Origin of the sequence: Streptomyces seoulensis, from assembly GCF_004328625.1 — a bacterium.
GTDB lineage: Bacteria > Actinomycetota > Actinomycetes > Streptomycetales > Streptomycetaceae > Streptomyces > Streptomyces seoulensis.
This window is the reverse complement of the sequence record NZ_CP032229.1, coordinates 4,041,641-4,056,397: the sequence shown is the minus strand read 5'-3', so window position 1 is coordinate 4,056,397 and position 14,757 is coordinate 4,041,641. Positions and strand designations below refer to the sequence as shown.

The window sequence follows — 14,757 nt, the reverse complement described above, 5'->3', positions numbered from 1 at the left end:
GCCGTCACCTCAGCTTCGGGTCGAGGGCGTCGCGTACCGCGTCGCCGAGCATGATGAAGGCCAGGACGGTGATCGCCAGCGCCCCGGAGGGCCAGAGCAGGGCGTGCGGGGCGTTGCGGATGTAGGGGGAGGCGGCGGAGATGTCGATGCCCCAGGAGACGCTGGGCGGCTTCAGGCCGACGCCGAGGTAGGACAGGGTGGCCTCCAGCGAGATGTAGGTGCCGAGCGCGATGGTGGCCACGACGATGACGGGGGCGACCGCGTTGGGCGCGATGTGCCGCAGCAGCAGCCGGGCGGGCGAGGCGCCGAGTGCGCGGGCCGCCTGGACGTAGTCGTTCTGCCGGGCGGTGATGACGGAGCCGCGGGCGATCCGGGAGATCTGCGGCCAGCCGAGCAGCACCATGAACCCGATCACCGGCCAGACGGTGTTGCTGGTGACCACCGACAGCAGCACCAGGCCGCCGAGCACGACCGGGATGGCGAAGAACACGTCGGTGATCCGGGACAGCACCGCGTCCCAGGCCCCGCCGAAGAACCCGGCGAGCCCGCCGAGCACCGACCCCAGCAACGCGACCCCGAGCGTGGCGCACACGCCCACCGTGACCGACGTACGGGCGCCGTAGACGGTCCGGGTGTAGACGTCGCAGCCCTGCCCGTCGAAGCCGAAGGGGTGGCCCGGCGAGGAGCCGTCCTGGGCCTTGGCGAGGTCGCAGTCGAGGGGGTTGCCGGAGGTGATGGCCGACGGCCAGAGGGAGATGAAGACCAGGAAGAGGATGACGAGCGCGGAGAGCAGGAAGACCGGGTTGCGCCTGAGGTCCCGCCAGGCGTCGGACCAGAGCGAGCGGGGCCTGCTGTCCGGACCGCCGCCCGCCGGTCCGCCCGGCACCCGCTCCAGCGTGGCGGCCTCGCCGGCCGCCAGGTCCATGGTCCCGCCCATCCCGGTCCCGGCGATGGCTCCCCGCGACTCGTACGACGACGGCTCAGGCATAGCGAATCCTCGGGTCGAGTACCGCGTAGAGCAGGTCGACCAGCAGGTTGGCGACCAGGAAGACCAGGACCAGGACGGTCACGAAGCCGACCACCGTCTGGGTGTTCTGCCGGAGGATGCCCTGGTAGAGCTGGAAGCCGACGCCGTGGATGTTGAAGATCCGTTCGGTGACGATCGCGCCGCCCATCAGCGCCCCGATGTCGGTGCCGATGAAGGTGACCACCGGGATCAGCGAGGTCCGCAGCAGGTGCCGTACGACGACCCGGCGCCGGGGCAGCCCCTTGGCGACGGCGGTACGGACGTAGTCCGAGCGCCGGTTCTCCGCGATCGAGGTACGGGTCAGCCGGGTGACGTAGGCCAGCGAGACCGAGGCCAGCACCAGCCCCGGCACGATCAGCTCGTCGAACGGCGCCTGTGGCGAGACGGAGGGTTTGATCCACCCCCACTCCACGCCGAGCAGCAGCTGCAGCACCAGGCCGGTGACGAAGGTCGGCACGGAGATCACCACGAGGGTGAGCAGCAGCACCCCGGTGTCGACGGGCCGGCCCCGGCTCAGTCCGGTGAGCACGCCGAGGCTGATGCCGACGACGAGCTCGAAGAGGATCGCGACGATGGTCAGCCGGACGGTGACCGGGAACGCGGCCGCCATCAGCTCGGTGACGGGCTGTCCGTTGAAGGCGGTGCCGAAGTCGCCGGTGAAGACGTTGCCCATGTAGGTCGCGTACTGCTGCCAGAGCGGCTGGTCGAGGCCGAACTCGCTCCGGAGCTGCGCGGCGGTGGCCGCGTCGCACTGCCGCTCCCCGCACAGGCCCGCGATGGGGTCGCCCATCACGTTGACCATCAGGAAGATCAGCAGGGTGGCTCCGACGAACACCGGCACCATCTGGAGCAGGCGCCGGACGACGTAGCGTCCCATGCGCTCAGCTCACCTTGATCTCGTTGTACACCGGCACGCTGAACGGGTTGAGCGCCACGCCGGTGAGGCGCTGGGAGTAGCCCGCGTTGCCGTTCTGGTACCAGAGCGGGATGGCGGCCATGTTGTCCCGGACGACCTCCTCGGCCTGCTGGAAGGTGGCGACCGACTTGGCCGGGTCCGTCTCGGCGTTGGCGCGGTCCACCAGCTCGTCGAACTCGGAGTTGGTCCACTGGCCGTCGTTGGAGGAGGCGCCGGTGAAGTACAGCGGCTGGAGGAAGTTCTGGATCAGGGGGTAGTCCATCTGCCAGCCCGCCCGGAAGGGGCCGCTCATCTTGTGCTGGGCCATCTGGTTGCGGAAGTCGGCGAAGGTGCCGACCGGGTTGCCGACGCAGGCGTTGTCGTCGCCGAGCGCGTGGTTGATGGAGTTGCAGACCGCGTCGATCCAATCCCGGTGCGAGCCGGTGTCCGCGTTGTAGGTGAGCCGCAGGGAGCCCCCGGGGATGCCGCCGCCCTGCCGGACCAGCCGCTTGGCCGCCGCCGGGTCGTAGGTGCAGGCGCGTCCGCACAGGCCCGCCTTGAAGCCGCCGTCGGCGCCGAGGACGGGTGAGGTCCAGTCGGTGGCGGGGGTACGGGTGCGCTGGAAGATGGTCTTGGTGATCTGGTCCCGGTTGATGGCCATGGAGAGCCCGGTACGGACCTTCTCCATGCCGGGCCGGTTCCAGCGCTGGTCGTAGTACGGGAAGGCGAGGGTCTGGATGATGCCGGCCGGGGTGTTGATGTACCGGTCGCCGAGGTCGGTCCTGACGTTCTTCAGCTGGGCGGCCGGGATGTCGTCGGCGAGGTCGAGGTTGCCGGCCATCAGGTCGGTGTAGGCGGTGTTGCTGTCGGTGTAGACCTTGAGGATCACCCCGTCGTTGAGCGCCTTGTCCCCGCCGGGGTAGCCGTTCCACTTCCGCAGGGTCATCTGGGAGCCCTTGGTGTAGGACTCGATGGCGTACGGGCCGTTGCCGACCGGGGTCTTCAGCCAGCCGGCGTGGTCGGTGAAGAAGGCGCGGGGCAGCGGGGCGAAGGCGGCGTAGCCGAGGGTGTCGGGGAAGCCGGAGAACTTCTGGTTCAGGGTGACGGTGAAGGTGTGGTCGTCGACGACCTTGAGCCCGGAGAGGGTGTCGGCGTGCTGGCCGCCCATCTCGGGGTGGACCTGGTCGTAGCCCTCGATGTAGCCGAAGAAGTAGGCGTTCTTCTGCTTGTTCCTCAGGCTCGCGCCGTAGTTCCAGGCGTCGGTGAAGGAGCGGGCGGTGACCTTCTCGCCGTTGGAGAAGGTCCAGCCGTCCCTGAGCCTGACGGTGTAGTGCCGGGAGTCGGTGGTGTCGATCGACCGGGCCAGCATGTTCTGGGCCTCGCCGGTCCTCGGGTCGTACCGCTTCAGGCCCCTGAAGACCATGTCGAGCACCTTGCCGCCCTGCACCTCGTTGGTGTTGGCCGGCTCCAGCGGGTTCTGCGGGTCGCCCCAGGAGGAGGTGAGCATCCCGCCGTCCGCCGCCCCGCTCGCTCCCCCGCCGCACCCGGTGGCCATGAGCACCACCGCAGCGGCGCCGGTCAGCCATCGGGTGTGCGTGAATCCGCGCATGGCCACCTCCGCCGTCCATTTCCAGCACGCTGTTCCTGGTGCCAAATATCGACATGAACTCCGCCCGGCGCATGTGCACGGACCCATATGCGGCGTTCCTCAACCCTTTCGGCCGATCCAGGAGCGGCGCAAAGCGAAATCAGTCGGTCCACATAGCTGCGACAACCTCAAGAAGCACTCAAATGCGTTTACTGGTACGTGAGTTGCGTGAAGTATCTGACGCGTCCTGAACAAACGGGCGGAACGACCAACGCCCTTATGTCTCCACGGGGAAGGCATTTCATGAGACGTGCCCTGAGCACAGTCCTGTCCACCGCGCTCCTCAGCGGCGGCGCGATGGCGATATCCGCGTCACCCGCTGCCGCCGGAATCGTCTGCAACGACTCGCCGATCTACACGATCTCGGACAAGCACACGGTCTGGAAGCCGACCAACGTCCACAGCGACTGGGCGCGGCCGGGCGTGACCATCAGCTACGCCAAGAACAAGACCGGCACCTGGAGCGCCACGGGCACCGCCCAGCTCGGCACCGAGGCGGGGATCATCTTCGCCAAGGCCTCGACCTCCTTCAGCGTCTCGGTCGGGAAGACCTGGTCCAAGTCCGACACGTGGACCTACTCCGCCACGGTCAAGAAGAAGCCCGGGAAGTCCAAGGGCCGCCTGATGATGAGCCACGAGGCCAAGGGCTTCAGCGTCACCAAGTACCGGCTGGTGGCCAACGGCCGGCAGCAGTGCGTGAAGAGCAAGATCTGGAAGAAGACCGGCATCGTCGCGCCGGCCAAGCGCAACAACAACGTCTGGGGCATCCAGTACGGATGATCCAGATGTCACGCTGTGCCCCCGCCGGAGAATCCGGTGGGGGCACAGCGCTTTCGCCCACCCCTCTCACCAGGCGGTCCACGCCTGCCGCACCACCCGTCAGGCCCTCACCAGGATCGCTTCACCGGACTAGACCAATAACCGGCACCGCGTCGGTGACGGCACGTTTTTCCGCAGGCCACGACGGTCCTCCGGGCCGTTGACGCGCGCAGATCAGCGCTGATAGACAAGCTCATCCATCGCGACCGCCGCCCCCTGGAACCGGTCCGATCGCCAGTCCGACAGGCGCTGTTCGTACGAGTGATGACATGAGGTCACGAGCTATGAGCCCACACGACCAGCAAGGAGTGGAGCAGCCGGCGCAAAGACGCCCCTGGTCCCCTGTCCGCCGGCTCGTGGCCGCCGGGACGGCCGCCATGGCGCTCACCGCCGGCCTCGCCACTCCGCTCGCCCCGAAGACGCAGACGGCGGAGGCCGCCCCCGCCGACAAGGTCCTCACCGTCGCCGTCGCACAGAGCGTCGACTCGCTCAGCCCCTTCCTGGCGGTCCGCCTGGTCAGCACCAGCCTCCTGCGGCTGACCTACGAGTACCTGACGGACTACGCCCCCGAGGACGCCCGCCCGATCCCCGGCCTGGCCACGAGTTGGAAGCCTTCCACCGACAAGCTCACCTGGACGTACACCATCCGCTCCGGCACCAAGTGGTCGGACGGACAGCAGGTGACCGCCGAGGACGCGGCGTGGACCTTCAACAAGCTGATGACGGACGAGGCTGCCGCCACCGCGAACGGCAGCTTCGTCACCAACTTCCGCAAGGTCTCCGCGCCGAGCCCCACCAAGCTGGTCATCGAGCTGAAGAAGCCGCAAGCCACGATGGCCGCCCTTGACGTGCCCATAGTGCCCAAGCACATATGGGAGAAGGTCAAGGATTATTCCAAATTCAACAACGATAAGAACTTCCCCGTCGTCGGCGACGGACCGTTCATACTCGCCGATTACAAGGCCGACAGCTACGTACGGCTGAGGGCGAACAAAAACTTCTGGCGGGGAGCGCCGAAGTTCGACGAACTGGTTTTCAAGTACTACAAGGACCAGGACGCGGCGGTGGCCGCCCTGCGCAAGGGTGAGGTCTCCTTCGTGGCGGGCTCCCCCTCCCTCACTCCCGCCCAGGCGGCCTCCCTCGAGGGCGAGAAGAACATCCGCGTCAACGACGCCCCCGGCCGGCGCTTCTACGCCCTGGCCGTCAACCCCGGCGCCCGGTCGAAGAACGGGCAGAAGTTCGGCGACGGCGACCCGTCCCTGCTGGACGAGCGGGTGCGCCACGCCCTGTTCAGCGCGGTCGACCGCAAGACCATCGTCGACAAGGTCTTCCAGGGGCACGCGGTCCAGGGCCAGGGCTACATACCGCCGCGCTTCTCGAGCTACTTCTGGAAGCCCGCCGCCGGCCAGGAACTCGCCTACGACCCGGCCAAGGCGGCCCGGCTCCTCGATCAGGCGGGCTACCGGACCGACAGCGCCGGGAAACGGCTCGGGAAGGACGGCAAGCCGCTCACCTACCGTGTCCTGTGCCATGCCACCGACCCGAACGACAAGGCGGTCGGGCAGTACCTCAAGGAGTGGTGGGGCAAGCTCGGCATCGGCATGACCCTCGACTGCCTGGACAATGTCACCGACCCCTGGCTCGCCGGCAAGTACGATCTCGCCTTCGACGGCTGGTCGGTCAACCCGGATCCGGACTACGTGCTGTCCATCCACACCTGCGGTGCGCTCCCCGCCACCCCCAAGGACACGGGCGCCACCGACAACTTCATCTGCGACAAGGGTTTTGACGGCCTCTACGCCAAGCAGCTCGCCGAGTACGACCCGGCCCGGCGGGCGGCACTCGTGAAGCAGGCCGAGTCACGGCTGTACGACCTGGGCTACATGAACGTCATGGCGTATCCGAACGCCGTGGAGGCCTACCGCACCGACCGGATCAAGTCGATCGAGACGATGCCCAAGGCAGCGGGCAACATCTATGGCCAGGACGGCTACTGGAGCTGGTGGTCGGCGGTCCCCGCGCAGTCCGGCTCGTCCGGGGGCCAGAGCTCGACCGGCGTGATCGTCGGCGTCGCCGCCGGCGTCCTGGTCCTCGCGGGTGCCGGGTTCTTCCTCGCCCGGCGACGCCGCACCACCGCCGACGACCGTGAGTAGCGCATGAACCAGACCATTTCCGTCCGGCGGCCCGTGGGCTGCGCGCCATGACCGCTGACACCGAGCCGACACCGGCCGACACCGCGGGCCCGGTCATCACCGGGCCCGCGGCCCCCGGGCCACGGCCCCGGGTGGGGGCCGGCTACGTGCGGTACGGGGCCGGCAAGCTGGGTGGCGCGATCGTCTCCCTGCTCGCCGTCCTCGTCACCGGCTTCTTCCTCTTCCGTCTGATCCCGGGCGACCCGGTCAAGACCATGACCGGCGGCCGGCCCGTCTCGGCGGAGCAACTGGCCGCCTATCGGAAGCAGTTCGGCCTCGACCTGCCGCTGTGGCAGCAGTTCACGGACTACTGCGGCAAGGCACTCACCGGCGATCTCGGCACGTCGTACCAGTTCCGCACGCCGGTCATCGACAAGATCACCGAAGCCCTGCCGAACACCCTGCTGCTGACGGGTACGGCGTTCGTGCTCTACACGGCGCTCGGCATGTACCTGGGTACGCGCTCGGCGTGGCGGCACGGCAGCCTGGGAGACCGGGTGAACACCGGTCTGGCTCTGACCCTGTACTCGCTCCCGTCCTTCTGGCTCGGCCTGCTGCTGATCATCGTGTTCTCCGTGGGCCTGGGCCCCGTGCCAGGTCTGTTCCCCACCGGCGGCATGGAGGCCGGCGGCACGGGGGGCTTCGCGCGGGTTTTCGACATCGCGCACCATCTCGTCCTTCCGGTGATCACACTCGTCGCGGTCGAGTACGGCCAGACCCTGCTGGTCACCCGCTCGGCCCTGCTGGACGAGATGGGCAGCGACTACCTGACGACCGCGCGTGCCAAGGGCCTGCGGGACGATCTGGTGCGCCGTCGGCACGCCGTGCCGAACGCGCTGCTGCCGACCGTCACCCTCGTCTTCGTGAACCTCGGCCGAACCGTCGCCGGAGTGATCCTGGTCGAGACCGTGTTCTCCTGGCCGGGGCTCGGCGGACTCTTCTACCAGGCCCTGAGCGTCCCCGACCTGCCGCTGGTGCAGGGCCTGTTCCTCTTCTTCGCCTCGGCGGTCATCGTCATGAACACACTGGCCGATCTGGTCTACCCCCTGTTCGACCCCCGGGTGGGCCGATGAGTACCTCGGTCGCGCCGGCCGGCCCCCGGGCACTCGCCCGCCGACGGCGGTGGCGTTCCGCCAAGCGGTTCTGGCAGCGGTACCGCGCCCACCGTGCCGGTATCACCGGGCTGGCCGCACTCGTCCTGTTCGCGGTGACCGCGCTGGCGGCACCGCTGATCGTCGGCTCGGACATCACGAGCGTCACCGACGCACCGGGCGCCCCGCTGGAGGCGCCCAGCGGCCAATTCCCGCTGGGCACCGACCGGTTCGGGCGCAATCTGCTGGCCCTGGTGATCTGGGGCGCGCGGGTGTCGCTGCTCGTGGGGCTCCTCGCGGCCGTCCTGTCGGTGGCGATCGGCGCGGTGGTCGGCATCACCGCCGGTCACTTCCGCGGTGTGTACGCGACCGTGCTGATGCGTGTCACGGACTGGTTCCTGGTGATGCCGACCCTGGTGCTCGCCATCGCGCTGGCCACCGTCATGTCCCGTTCCCTCGGGACGGTGATCCTCGCCATCGGCGTCACCTCCTGGCCGACGACCGCCCGGCTCGTGCGGGCACAGACGCTGGCCGTGGAGTCACGCCCCTACATAGAGCGGGCCAAGGCGCTGGGGGGCGGCCACTGGCACGTCATGACCCGCCATGTGCTGCCCAATGTCATGCCCCTCATCCTGGCGCAGACCACGCTGATGGTCTCCTCCTCCATCCTCTCCGAGGCGACCCTCGCCTTCCTCGGCCTCGGCGACCCCACCGTCGTCTCGTGGGGCGGGCTGCTCCAGGACGCGCGCGAGGCGGGCGCGGTGAGTGCGGGCGACTGGTGGTATCTGGTGCCGCCCGGCGTGGCGATCGCCCTGGTCGCCCTGTCGTTCACGCTGTGCGGACGTGCCGTGGAGTCCGCGCTCAACCCCAGGCTGGGGGCCTCCCGTTGACCCTCCTCGACATACGCGACCTCACCGTCACCTACCCCGGCGGAGCCGCCGCCGTACGCGGCGTGGACCTCTCGGTGGCGGCCGGCCAGAAGCTGGGTATCGCCGGCGAGTCGGGCTGCGGGAAGTCGACGCTGGCGCTCGCCGTGCTGCGACTGCTGCCTGTCGGGACACGGGTGAGCGGTGAGATCCTCCTCGACGGGGAGGACGTGCTGACGATGCGCTGGGGCCGGGTCCGGGCCGTCCGCTGGGCCGGGGCCTCGATCGTCTTCCAGGGCGCGATGCACGCCCTCAACCCCGTGCAGCGGGTCGGGGAGCAGATCGCCGAGCCGGTCATGCTGCACGGCCGGGCGACCCCCGCGGCGGCCAGGAAGAGGACCGGCGAGCTCCTGGAGCAGGTCGGGCTGCCGGCCGCGCGGGCATCGGCGTATCCGCACGAACTCTCCGGCGGCCAGCGGCAGCGCGTCATGATTGCCATGGCCCTGGCCTGCGACCCGCAGCTGGTCATCGCCGACGAGCCCACCACCGCTCTGGACGTGATGGTTCAGGCGCAGATCCTGCGGCTGATCGAACGGCTCGTCACCGATCAGGACGTCGCTCTGATGATGATCAGTCACGACCTGGCCATACTCGCGGACACCTGTGACCGGCTGGCGGTGATGTACGCCGGGCGGGTCGTAGAAGAGGGGCCGGCCCGCGTTGTGCACGAGGACGCCAGGCACCCCTACGCCGAGGCTCTGTCCATGGCGTTCCCGCACATCGGGGACCCGGCCTCCCGCTTCGCCCCACGGGGTCTGCCCGGTGATCCGCCCGACCCGTTCGCGCTGCCCGCCGGCTGCGCGTTCCATCCGCGCTGCCCGGTCGTGCTGGACGAGTGCGCCACCCGGGATCAGCCGCTGCGCGACGTGTCCCACGGGCGGCGGGCCGCCTGCGTCCACGTGGCGGCGACCGCCTCCGGCCGAGCGGCCGGGGCCGAGGACACGAGGAGCACCACATGACGACGCCCGCTCCGGCGCTGCTGAGCGCGCGGGGACTGCATGTGTCCTTTCCGGGGCGCAACGGTGACCCGGTGGCGCGAGCCGTGGACGGGGTCGAGCTCGACATCCGCACCGGTGAGACGGTCGCCCTGGTCGGTGAGTCCGGGTGCGGCAAGACGACGCTGGCCCGGTCGCTGCTGGGCCTGGTCCGGCCGACCTCGGGCAGCATCCGGTTCGACGGGAAGCAGCTCGACCACTCCTCCCGGGCCCTGAAGGCGTACCGGCGCCGGGTACAGCTCGTGCTCCAGGACCCCAGCGGCTCCCTGAACCCTCGGCACACCGTCTACGAGGCGGTGGCCGAGGGCCTGCGCATCCACGGCACGGACGGCGACGAACGGGACGCGGTCGCCGCCGCTCTGTCCCGGGCGGGACTGCGGCCCCCCGAGCGCTTCTTCCTCCGCTACCCGCACGAACTCTCCGGCGGCCAGCGCCAGCGTGTGGTGATCGCCGGCGCGCTCGTCCTGGAACCCGAACTCCTGGTCGCCGACGAGCCGGTGGCCTCGCTGGACGCGTCGGTGCGCGGTGAGATCCTGGCGCTGCTGCTGAGACTGCGCACCGAACTGGGACTGGCCTCCCTGATCGTCACCCATGACCTCGGCCTGGCATGGAACATCGCCGACCGGGTGGCCGTGATGTACCTCGGCCGGATCGTGGAGACGGGCCCGGTCGAGGAGGTGCTGACCGCCCCCAAGCATCCGTACACCCAGGCCCTGTTGTCCGTCTTGCCGGACGCCCCCGGCGACCCGGTGATCCTCACCGGCGAAGCCCCGGACCCCTCCCGCATCCCCACCGGCTGCCGCTTCCGCGCACGCTGCCCGGTCCTGGCGAGCGGCGAGGCGGACCGGGCGGGGGTCGCGGGCGCCTGCCGCACCGAGGACCCCGCCGTCCTCGGCGCGGGTCCCGAACCCGGGGTGGCCTGCCACTGGGCGCGGCCCCGGGTGTCCGGGTGACGGCTGGCGAGGGGTGGCGGGGGGATCCGGCAAGGTGGCCGCGGGCAGTGTCATGAAAAAACGGTTCCCGGCGCCTCGTGAGTGAGGGCGCCGGGAACCGGTCCGACCGTTGGAGGGATCAGACTGCGTGGACCACGTCCTTCTCTTCGGCGAAGTGGCAGGCGGACTCGTGGGCCGCCGGGCTGTCGGCGCTCTTGAAGCGCTCGGGGACGGCAAGCAGCGGCACCTCATCGGCGCACTTGTCCTGGGCTTTCCAGCAACGGGTGCGGAAGCGGCAGCCCGAGGGCGGGTTGGCCGGGGAGGGCACGTCACCGGTGAGGATGATCCGCTCGCGGCGCTCGCGGGCCTCCGGATCCGGCACCGGGACCGCCGACAGCAGGGCCTGGGTGTAAGGGTGCGTCGGATGGTCGTAGATCTGCTCGTCCGTGCCGATCTCGGCCATCTTGCCGAGGTACATCACGCCCACGCGGTCCGAGATGTGCCGGACGATCGACAGGTCGTGCGCGATGAAGATGTAGGAGAGGTTGAACTCGTCCTGCAGTCGCTCCATCAGGTTGATGACCTGGGCCTGCACCGAGACGTCCAGGGCCGACACCGGCTCGTCGCAGATGATGATCTCGGGGTTGAGCGCAAGGCCGCGGGCGATGCCGATGCGCTGGCGCTGGCCGCCGGAGAACTGGTGCGGATAGCGGTTGATGTATTCGGGGTTGAGACCGACGACATCCAGCAGTTCCTGCACCTTGCGGCGCCGATCGCCCCTGGGGGCCACCTCGGGATGGATGTCGAAGGGCTCGCCGATGATGTCGCCCACCGTCATGCGGGGGTTGAGCGATGTGTACGGGTCCTGGAACACCATCTGGATGTTGCGGCGTACGGCCTTCAGGGCGCGCCCGGACAGCTTGGTGATGTCCTGGCCCTTGTAGAAGACCTCTCCCGCCGTGGCCCGCTCCAGGGTCATCAGGAGCTTGGCCACCGTCGACTTGCCGCAGCCGGACTCGCCCACGATGCCCAGAGTCTCGCCCTGGTACAGGTCGAAGGAGACGCCGTCGACAGCCTTGACCGCACCGACCTGGCGCTTGAAGAGGACGCCCTGGGTGAGCGGGAAGTGCTTCACCAGGTTGCGCACCTGCAGGATCGGCTCGCCGCTCTCCACGGGGGTTTCGATGGCGGCGACCGCCTCCTGCTCGGAGTGCGCGTCCACAACCTCGACTTCGGAGACGTTCGGCGTGGCGTCCTGCCGCCCGTCGTTCTTGCTGAGCTCAGCCATGGATCGTCTCCTTCCAGAAGTGGCACGCCGAGGCGCGGCCGACCACGTCGCTGCCGTCCTGTTCTGTGACCGGCAGCAGGGCGGGGCTCTGCGTGCGGCAGATGTCCTGGGCCTTGGGGCAGCGGGGATTGAAGGCGCAACCACTGGGGATGTGCAGCAGATTGGGCGGCAGGCCCTTGATCGCGTAGAGCTCTTGGCCCTTCTGGTCCAGACGCGGGATCGAGTCCAGCAGACCCCGGGTATACGGGTGCGCGGGGCGCTTGTACAGCTCGTGGATCGGGGCGGCCTCCACGATTCGGCCCGCGTACATCACCGCGATCTTGTCGGCGACGTCCGCAACGACACCGAGGTCGTGGGTGATCAGGATCAAACCCATGTTGTACTCGCGCTGCAACTCCGCAAGCAGGTCCATGACCTGGGCCTGGACTGTCACGTCGAGAGCCGTGGTCGGCTCGTCGGCGATGATCAAGTCCGGCTCCAGGGCCAGCGCCATGGCGATCATGATGCGCTGGCGCATACCGCCCGAGAACTGGTGCGGGTAGTCGTCCACCCGGGACGCCGCGGCCGGGATCTTCACCCGGTCCATCAGCTCGATCGCCTTGGCCTTGGCGTCCTTCTTGGACAGGCCCCGGTGGACGCGGAACATCTCACCGAGCTGGTAGCCGACGGACAGCACCGGGTTCAGGGAGCTGAGCGCGTCCTGGAAGATCATGGCGATCCGGCGGCCCCGGATCTTGCGTCGATCCTCACCGGACATCTTCAGCATGTCCTGGCCGCGGAAGAGGATCTCTCCCCGCGGGATCCTCGCCGGCGGCATGTCGAGGATGCCCATGATCGCCTGTGCGGTCACGGACTTGCCGGAGCCGGACTCGCCGAGCACGGCGAGCGTCTCGCCCGCGCTCACGTTGTAGTTGACACCGTTGACGGCCTTGGCCACCCCGTCCCGGGTGTGGAACTCGACGTGCAGGTCGCGTACTTCGAGTAGCGGTCCGGTGTGCGCCTCGCCTGAGGCGAAGTCGGATTCGGAATCTTGGATGATCGTCACGTACGCCTCCCTCAGCGCAGCTTCGGGTCGAGGGCGTCGCGGACCGCGTCGCCGAGCATGATGAACGCGAGCACGGTGAGGCTCAGCATGGCGCTGGGGAAGAACAGCACGTGCGGCGCGGTACGGATGACCGTCTGCGCGGACGAGATGTCGTTGCCCCAGGAGACCGTGCTGGGCGGAAGACCGATGCCCAGGAAGGACAGGGTCGCCTCCAGCGAGATGTAACCACCGAGCGCGATGGTGGAGACCACGATCACCGGCGCGACGGCGTTCGGCAGGATGTGCCGCACCAGGATGCGGCCGGTGCCGGCGCCGAGCGCCCGCGCGGCCTGCACGAAGTCCTGCTGCTTGACGGTGATCACGGAGCCGCGCATGACGCGGGTGATCTGAGTCCAGCCGAGGAAGACCATCGCGGCCACCACTGTCCACACCGTGCGGTGTGTGAAGGCGTTCAGGACGACGATCGCGCCGAGCAGCAGCGGAATGCCGAAGAACACGTCGGTGACCCGGGACAGGACCGCGTCGAGCCAGCCTCCGTAGTAGCCGGCGAGCATACCGACCACACTGCCGAGAATCGCGACACCGAGCGTGGTGAAGATGCCGACGATGATCGACGCACGGGCGCCGTACATCGTCCGCGAGTACACGCTGCGGCCCTGGCCGTCGTAGCCGAACCAGTCGGCCTGCCCGATGTGGCTCCAGTTGGGCCCGGTCAGGTAGTGGTGCACGAGGTCCGCGTGCTTCGGGTCGGTCGAGGTGAACACACCTGGGAAGGCGGCGATCGCGATCAGCAGGAGGATGAGTACTGCCGAGATGACGAAGAACGGATTGCGGCGCAGGTCCCGCCACGCGTCGGACCAGAGGCTGCGCGGCCTGTCCTGCGAGGGGTTGGGGGCCGCCGTGCCGGCGACCTCTTCCTCCAGGGCCGTCTCGGTCGTGAGTGCCTCAGACATAGCGGATCCTCGGGTCCAGGACGGCGTAGAGCAGGTCGACGACGAGGCTGGAGACCAGGTAGACGATCACAAGGACGGTCACGATGCCGACGACCGTCGTGTTGTCGGACTGGTTGATGGACCGGTACAGCGTGTTGCCGATGCCGTGGACGTTGAAGATGCCCTCGGTGACGATGGCGCCACCCATCAGGGCGCCCAGGTCGGTGCCGAGGAACGTGACCACGGGAATCAGCGAGTTGCGCAGCAGGTGGACGCCGATGACACGGCGGCGCGGCAGACCCTTGGCCACGGCCGTGCGCACATAGTCGGCCCGGAGGTTCTCTGCGATGGAGGTCCGGCTGAGCCGGGCCACGTACGCGAAGGACAGGGAACCCAGGATGATGCCGGGCAGGATCAACTGGGTGATGTCGTTGGAGTCCTGCACCGTCGGGGTCACCCACCCGAGCTGGTTGCCGAAGACCGTCTGGGCGATGAAGCCGAGCACGAAGATCGGGATGGAGACCAGCAGCAGCGTGATCACCAGGACGAGCTTGTCGTAGATTTTGCCGCGGTTCAGGCCGGACACCAGGCCCAGGACCAGGCCGACCACGATCTCGATGGTGAAGGCGACCAGCGCGAGCCGGATCGTCACCGGGAAGACCTCGGACATGACGTCCACGACCTTGCGCCCCGTCACAAAGCTGGTGCCGAAGTCTCCCGTGAAAACATTGCTGATGTAGTGCCAGTACTGCTCAAGAACCGGCCTGTCGAGCCAGTACTCGTGCTTCAGGCGCGCCATCGCCTGGGGATCGGCAGGTCTGTCGCCCCACAGCGCCCGGACAGGGTCACCGGGCAGGGAGTAGACCATCAAAAAGATGAGCAGAGTGGTCCCGACGAACACCGGGATCATCTGGAGCAGTCGCCGCGCGACATAGCGCCCCATCGAGCCTCCATTGTCAGCCGCTCT

Annotated in this window: 13 protein-coding genes; 6 read left to right on the top strand and 7 right to left on the bottom strand. The window is 68.7% G+C overall.

All coding sequences use genetic code 11. The annotated features are described in order from the left end of the window. Nucleotides 1-4: 4 nt before the first annotated feature. From D0Z67_RS18970 to D0Z67_RS18960, 3 genes are read right to left on the bottom strand one after another with little or no spacing between them, the layout of a single operon-like run. Entirely contained in the window at nucleotides 5-988 is a 984-nt protein-coding gene (locus D0Z67_RS18970; RefSeq protein WP_031181035.1) for an ABC transporter permease, read from the bottom strand. Further along, complete coding sequence (locus tag D0Z67_RS18965) at nucleotides 981-1,904, bottom strand: ABC transporter permease (RefSeq protein ID WP_031181034.1); 924 nt, start codon at nucleotides 1,902-1,904, stop codon at nucleotides 981-983. Before D0Z67_RS18965 ends, D0Z67_RS18970 begins: the two co-directional genes overlap by 8 nt. 4 nt (nucleotides 1,905-1,908) lie before the next feature. Continuing rightward, nucleotides 1,909-3,531 carry a peptide ABC transporter substrate-binding protein gene (locus D0Z67_RS18960; RefSeq protein WP_031181033.1) on the bottom strand — a complete coding sequence of 541 codons (1,623 nt, stop codon included), beginning with the start codon at nucleotides 3,529-3,531 and terminating at the stop codon, nucleotides 1,909-1,911. Between the two features lie 282 nt (nucleotides 3,532-3,813). Between D0Z67_RS18960 and D0Z67_RS18955 the strand changes: the two genes are divergently transcribed. The 6 genes from D0Z67_RS18955 to D0Z67_RS18930 all read left to right on the top strand — a co-directional run bounded on the left by D0Z67_RS18955 (nucleotide 3,814) and on the right by D0Z67_RS18930 (nucleotide 10,546). Continuing rightward, nucleotides 3,814-4,350 carry a hypothetical protein gene (locus D0Z67_RS18955; protein ID WP_031181032.1) on the top strand — a complete coding sequence of 179 codons (537 nt, stop codon included), beginning with the start codon at nucleotides 3,814-3,816 and terminating at the stop codon, nucleotides 4,348-4,350. Between the two features lie 416 nt (nucleotides 4,351-4,766). Continuing rightward, on the top strand, nucleotides 4,767-6,542 hold the full coding sequence (locus tag D0Z67_RS18950) for an ABC transporter substrate-binding protein (protein WP_420824440.1): 1,776 nt from the start codon (nucleotides 4,767-4,769) through the stop codon (nucleotides 6,540-6,542). Nucleotides 6,543-6,589: 47 nt separating this feature from the next. After that, a complete protein-coding gene (locus tag D0Z67_RS18945; protein WP_031181030.1) occupies nucleotides 6,590-7,654 on the top strand; it encodes an ABC transporter permease in 1,065 nt (354 codons plus the stop codon). Then, nucleotides 7,651-8,562: an ABC transporter permease gene (locus D0Z67_RS18940; RefSeq protein WP_031181029.1), complete on the top strand. Its 912-nt coding sequence runs from the start codon at nucleotides 7,651-7,653 to the stop codon at nucleotides 8,560-8,562. The genes D0Z67_RS18945 and D0Z67_RS18940 overlap by 4 nt, the downstream gene beginning before the upstream one ends. Continuing rightward, the gene (locus D0Z67_RS18935) at nucleotides 8,559-9,557 is read left to right on the top strand and encodes an ABC transporter ATP-binding protein (RefSeq protein WP_031181028.1); all 999 of its coding nucleotides are present in this window, start codon (nucleotides 8,559-8,561) and stop codon (nucleotides 9,555-9,557) included. Before D0Z67_RS18940 ends, D0Z67_RS18935 begins: the two co-directional genes overlap by 4 nt. Further along, the gene (locus tag D0Z67_RS18930) at nucleotides 9,554-10,546 is read left to right on the top strand and encodes an ABC transporter ATP-binding protein (protein WP_031181027.1); all 993 of its coding nucleotides are present in this window, start codon (nucleotides 9,554-9,556) and stop codon (nucleotides 10,544-10,546) included. Before D0Z67_RS18935 ends, D0Z67_RS18930 begins: the two co-directional genes overlap by 4 nt. Nucleotides 10,547-10,664: 118 nt before the next feature. Here the strand turns inward: D0Z67_RS18930 and D0Z67_RS18925 are convergent, their stop codons facing one another. The 4 genes from D0Z67_RS18925 to D0Z67_RS18910 are packed head-to-tail and all read right to left on the bottom strand — an operon-like array spanning nucleotide 10,665 to nucleotide 14,733. After that, nucleotides 10,665-11,813: an ABC transporter ATP-binding protein gene (locus D0Z67_RS18925; RefSeq protein ID WP_031181026.1), complete on the bottom strand. Its 1,149-nt coding sequence runs from the start codon at nucleotides 11,811-11,813 to the stop codon at nucleotides 10,665-10,667. Beyond that, nucleotides 11,806-12,858, bottom strand: a complete 1,053-nt coding sequence (locus D0Z67_RS18920) for an ABC transporter ATP-binding protein (RefSeq protein WP_031181025.1) — start codon at nucleotides 12,856-12,858, stop codon at nucleotides 11,806-11,808. The genes D0Z67_RS18925 and D0Z67_RS18920 overlap by 8 nt, the downstream gene beginning before the upstream one ends. A gap of 11 nt (nucleotides 12,859-12,869) precedes the next feature. Further along, nucleotides 12,870-13,811 (bottom strand): ABC transporter permease, encoded by a 942-nt coding sequence (locus D0Z67_RS18915; protein WP_031181024.1) that lies wholly within the window; start codon nucleotides 13,809-13,811, stop codon nucleotides 12,870-12,872. Next, the gene (locus D0Z67_RS18910; protein WP_031181023.1) at nucleotides 13,804-14,733 is read right to left on the bottom strand and encodes an ABC transporter permease; all 930 of its coding nucleotides are present in this window, start codon (nucleotides 14,731-14,733) and stop codon (nucleotides 13,804-13,806) included. The genes D0Z67_RS18915 and D0Z67_RS18910 overlap by 8 nt, the downstream gene beginning before the upstream one ends. Between the last annotated feature and the right edge of the window lie 24 nt (nucleotides 14,734-14,757).

What these genes read in the sequence shown, in the direction of transcription:
- D0Z67_RS18970 (WP_031181035.1), bottom strand. Translation starts at nt 988, where the DNA reads ATGCCTGAGCCGTCGTCGTACGAGTCGCGGGGAGCCATCGCCGGGACC.
- D0Z67_RS18965 (WP_031181034.1), bottom strand. Translation starts at nt 1,904, where the DNA reads ATGGGACGCTACGTCGTCCGGCGCCTGCTCCAGATGGTGCCGGTGTTC.
- D0Z67_RS18960 (WP_031181033.1), bottom strand. Translation starts at nt 3,531, where the DNA reads ATGCGCGGATTCACGCACACCCGATGGCTGACCGGCGCCGCTGCGGTG.
- D0Z67_RS18955 (WP_031181032.1), top strand. Translation starts at nt 3,814, where the DNA reads ATGAGACGTGCCCTGAGCACAGTCCTGTCCACCGCGCTCCTCAGCGGC.
- D0Z67_RS18950 (WP_420824440.1), top strand. Translation starts at nt 4,767, where the DNA reads ATGGCGCTCACCGCCGGCCTCGCCACTCCGCTCGCCCCGAAGACGCAG.
- D0Z67_RS18945 (WP_031181030.1), top strand. Translation starts at nt 6,590, where the DNA reads ATGACCGCTGACACCGAGCCGACACCGGCCGACACCGCGGGCCCGGTC.
- D0Z67_RS18940 (WP_031181029.1), top strand. Translation starts at nt 7,651, where the DNA reads ATGAGTACCTCGGTCGCGCCGGCCGGCCCCCGGGCACTCGCCCGCCGA.
- D0Z67_RS18930 (WP_031181027.1), top strand. Translation starts at nt 9,554, where the DNA reads ATGACGACGCCCGCTCCGGCGCTGCTGAGCGCGCGGGGACTGCATGTG.
- D0Z67_RS18925 (WP_031181026.1), bottom strand. Translation starts at nt 11,813, where the DNA reads ATGGCTGAGCTCAGCAAGAACGACGGGCGGCAGGACGCCACGCCGAAC.
- D0Z67_RS18915 (WP_031181024.1), bottom strand. Translation starts at nt 13,811, where the DNA reads ATGTCTGAGGCACTCACGACCGAGACGGCCCTGGAGGAAGAGGTCGCC.
- D0Z67_RS18910 (WP_031181023.1), bottom strand. Translation starts at nt 14,733, where the DNA reads ATGGGGCGCTATGTCGCGCGGCGACTGCTCCAGATGATCCCGGTGTTC.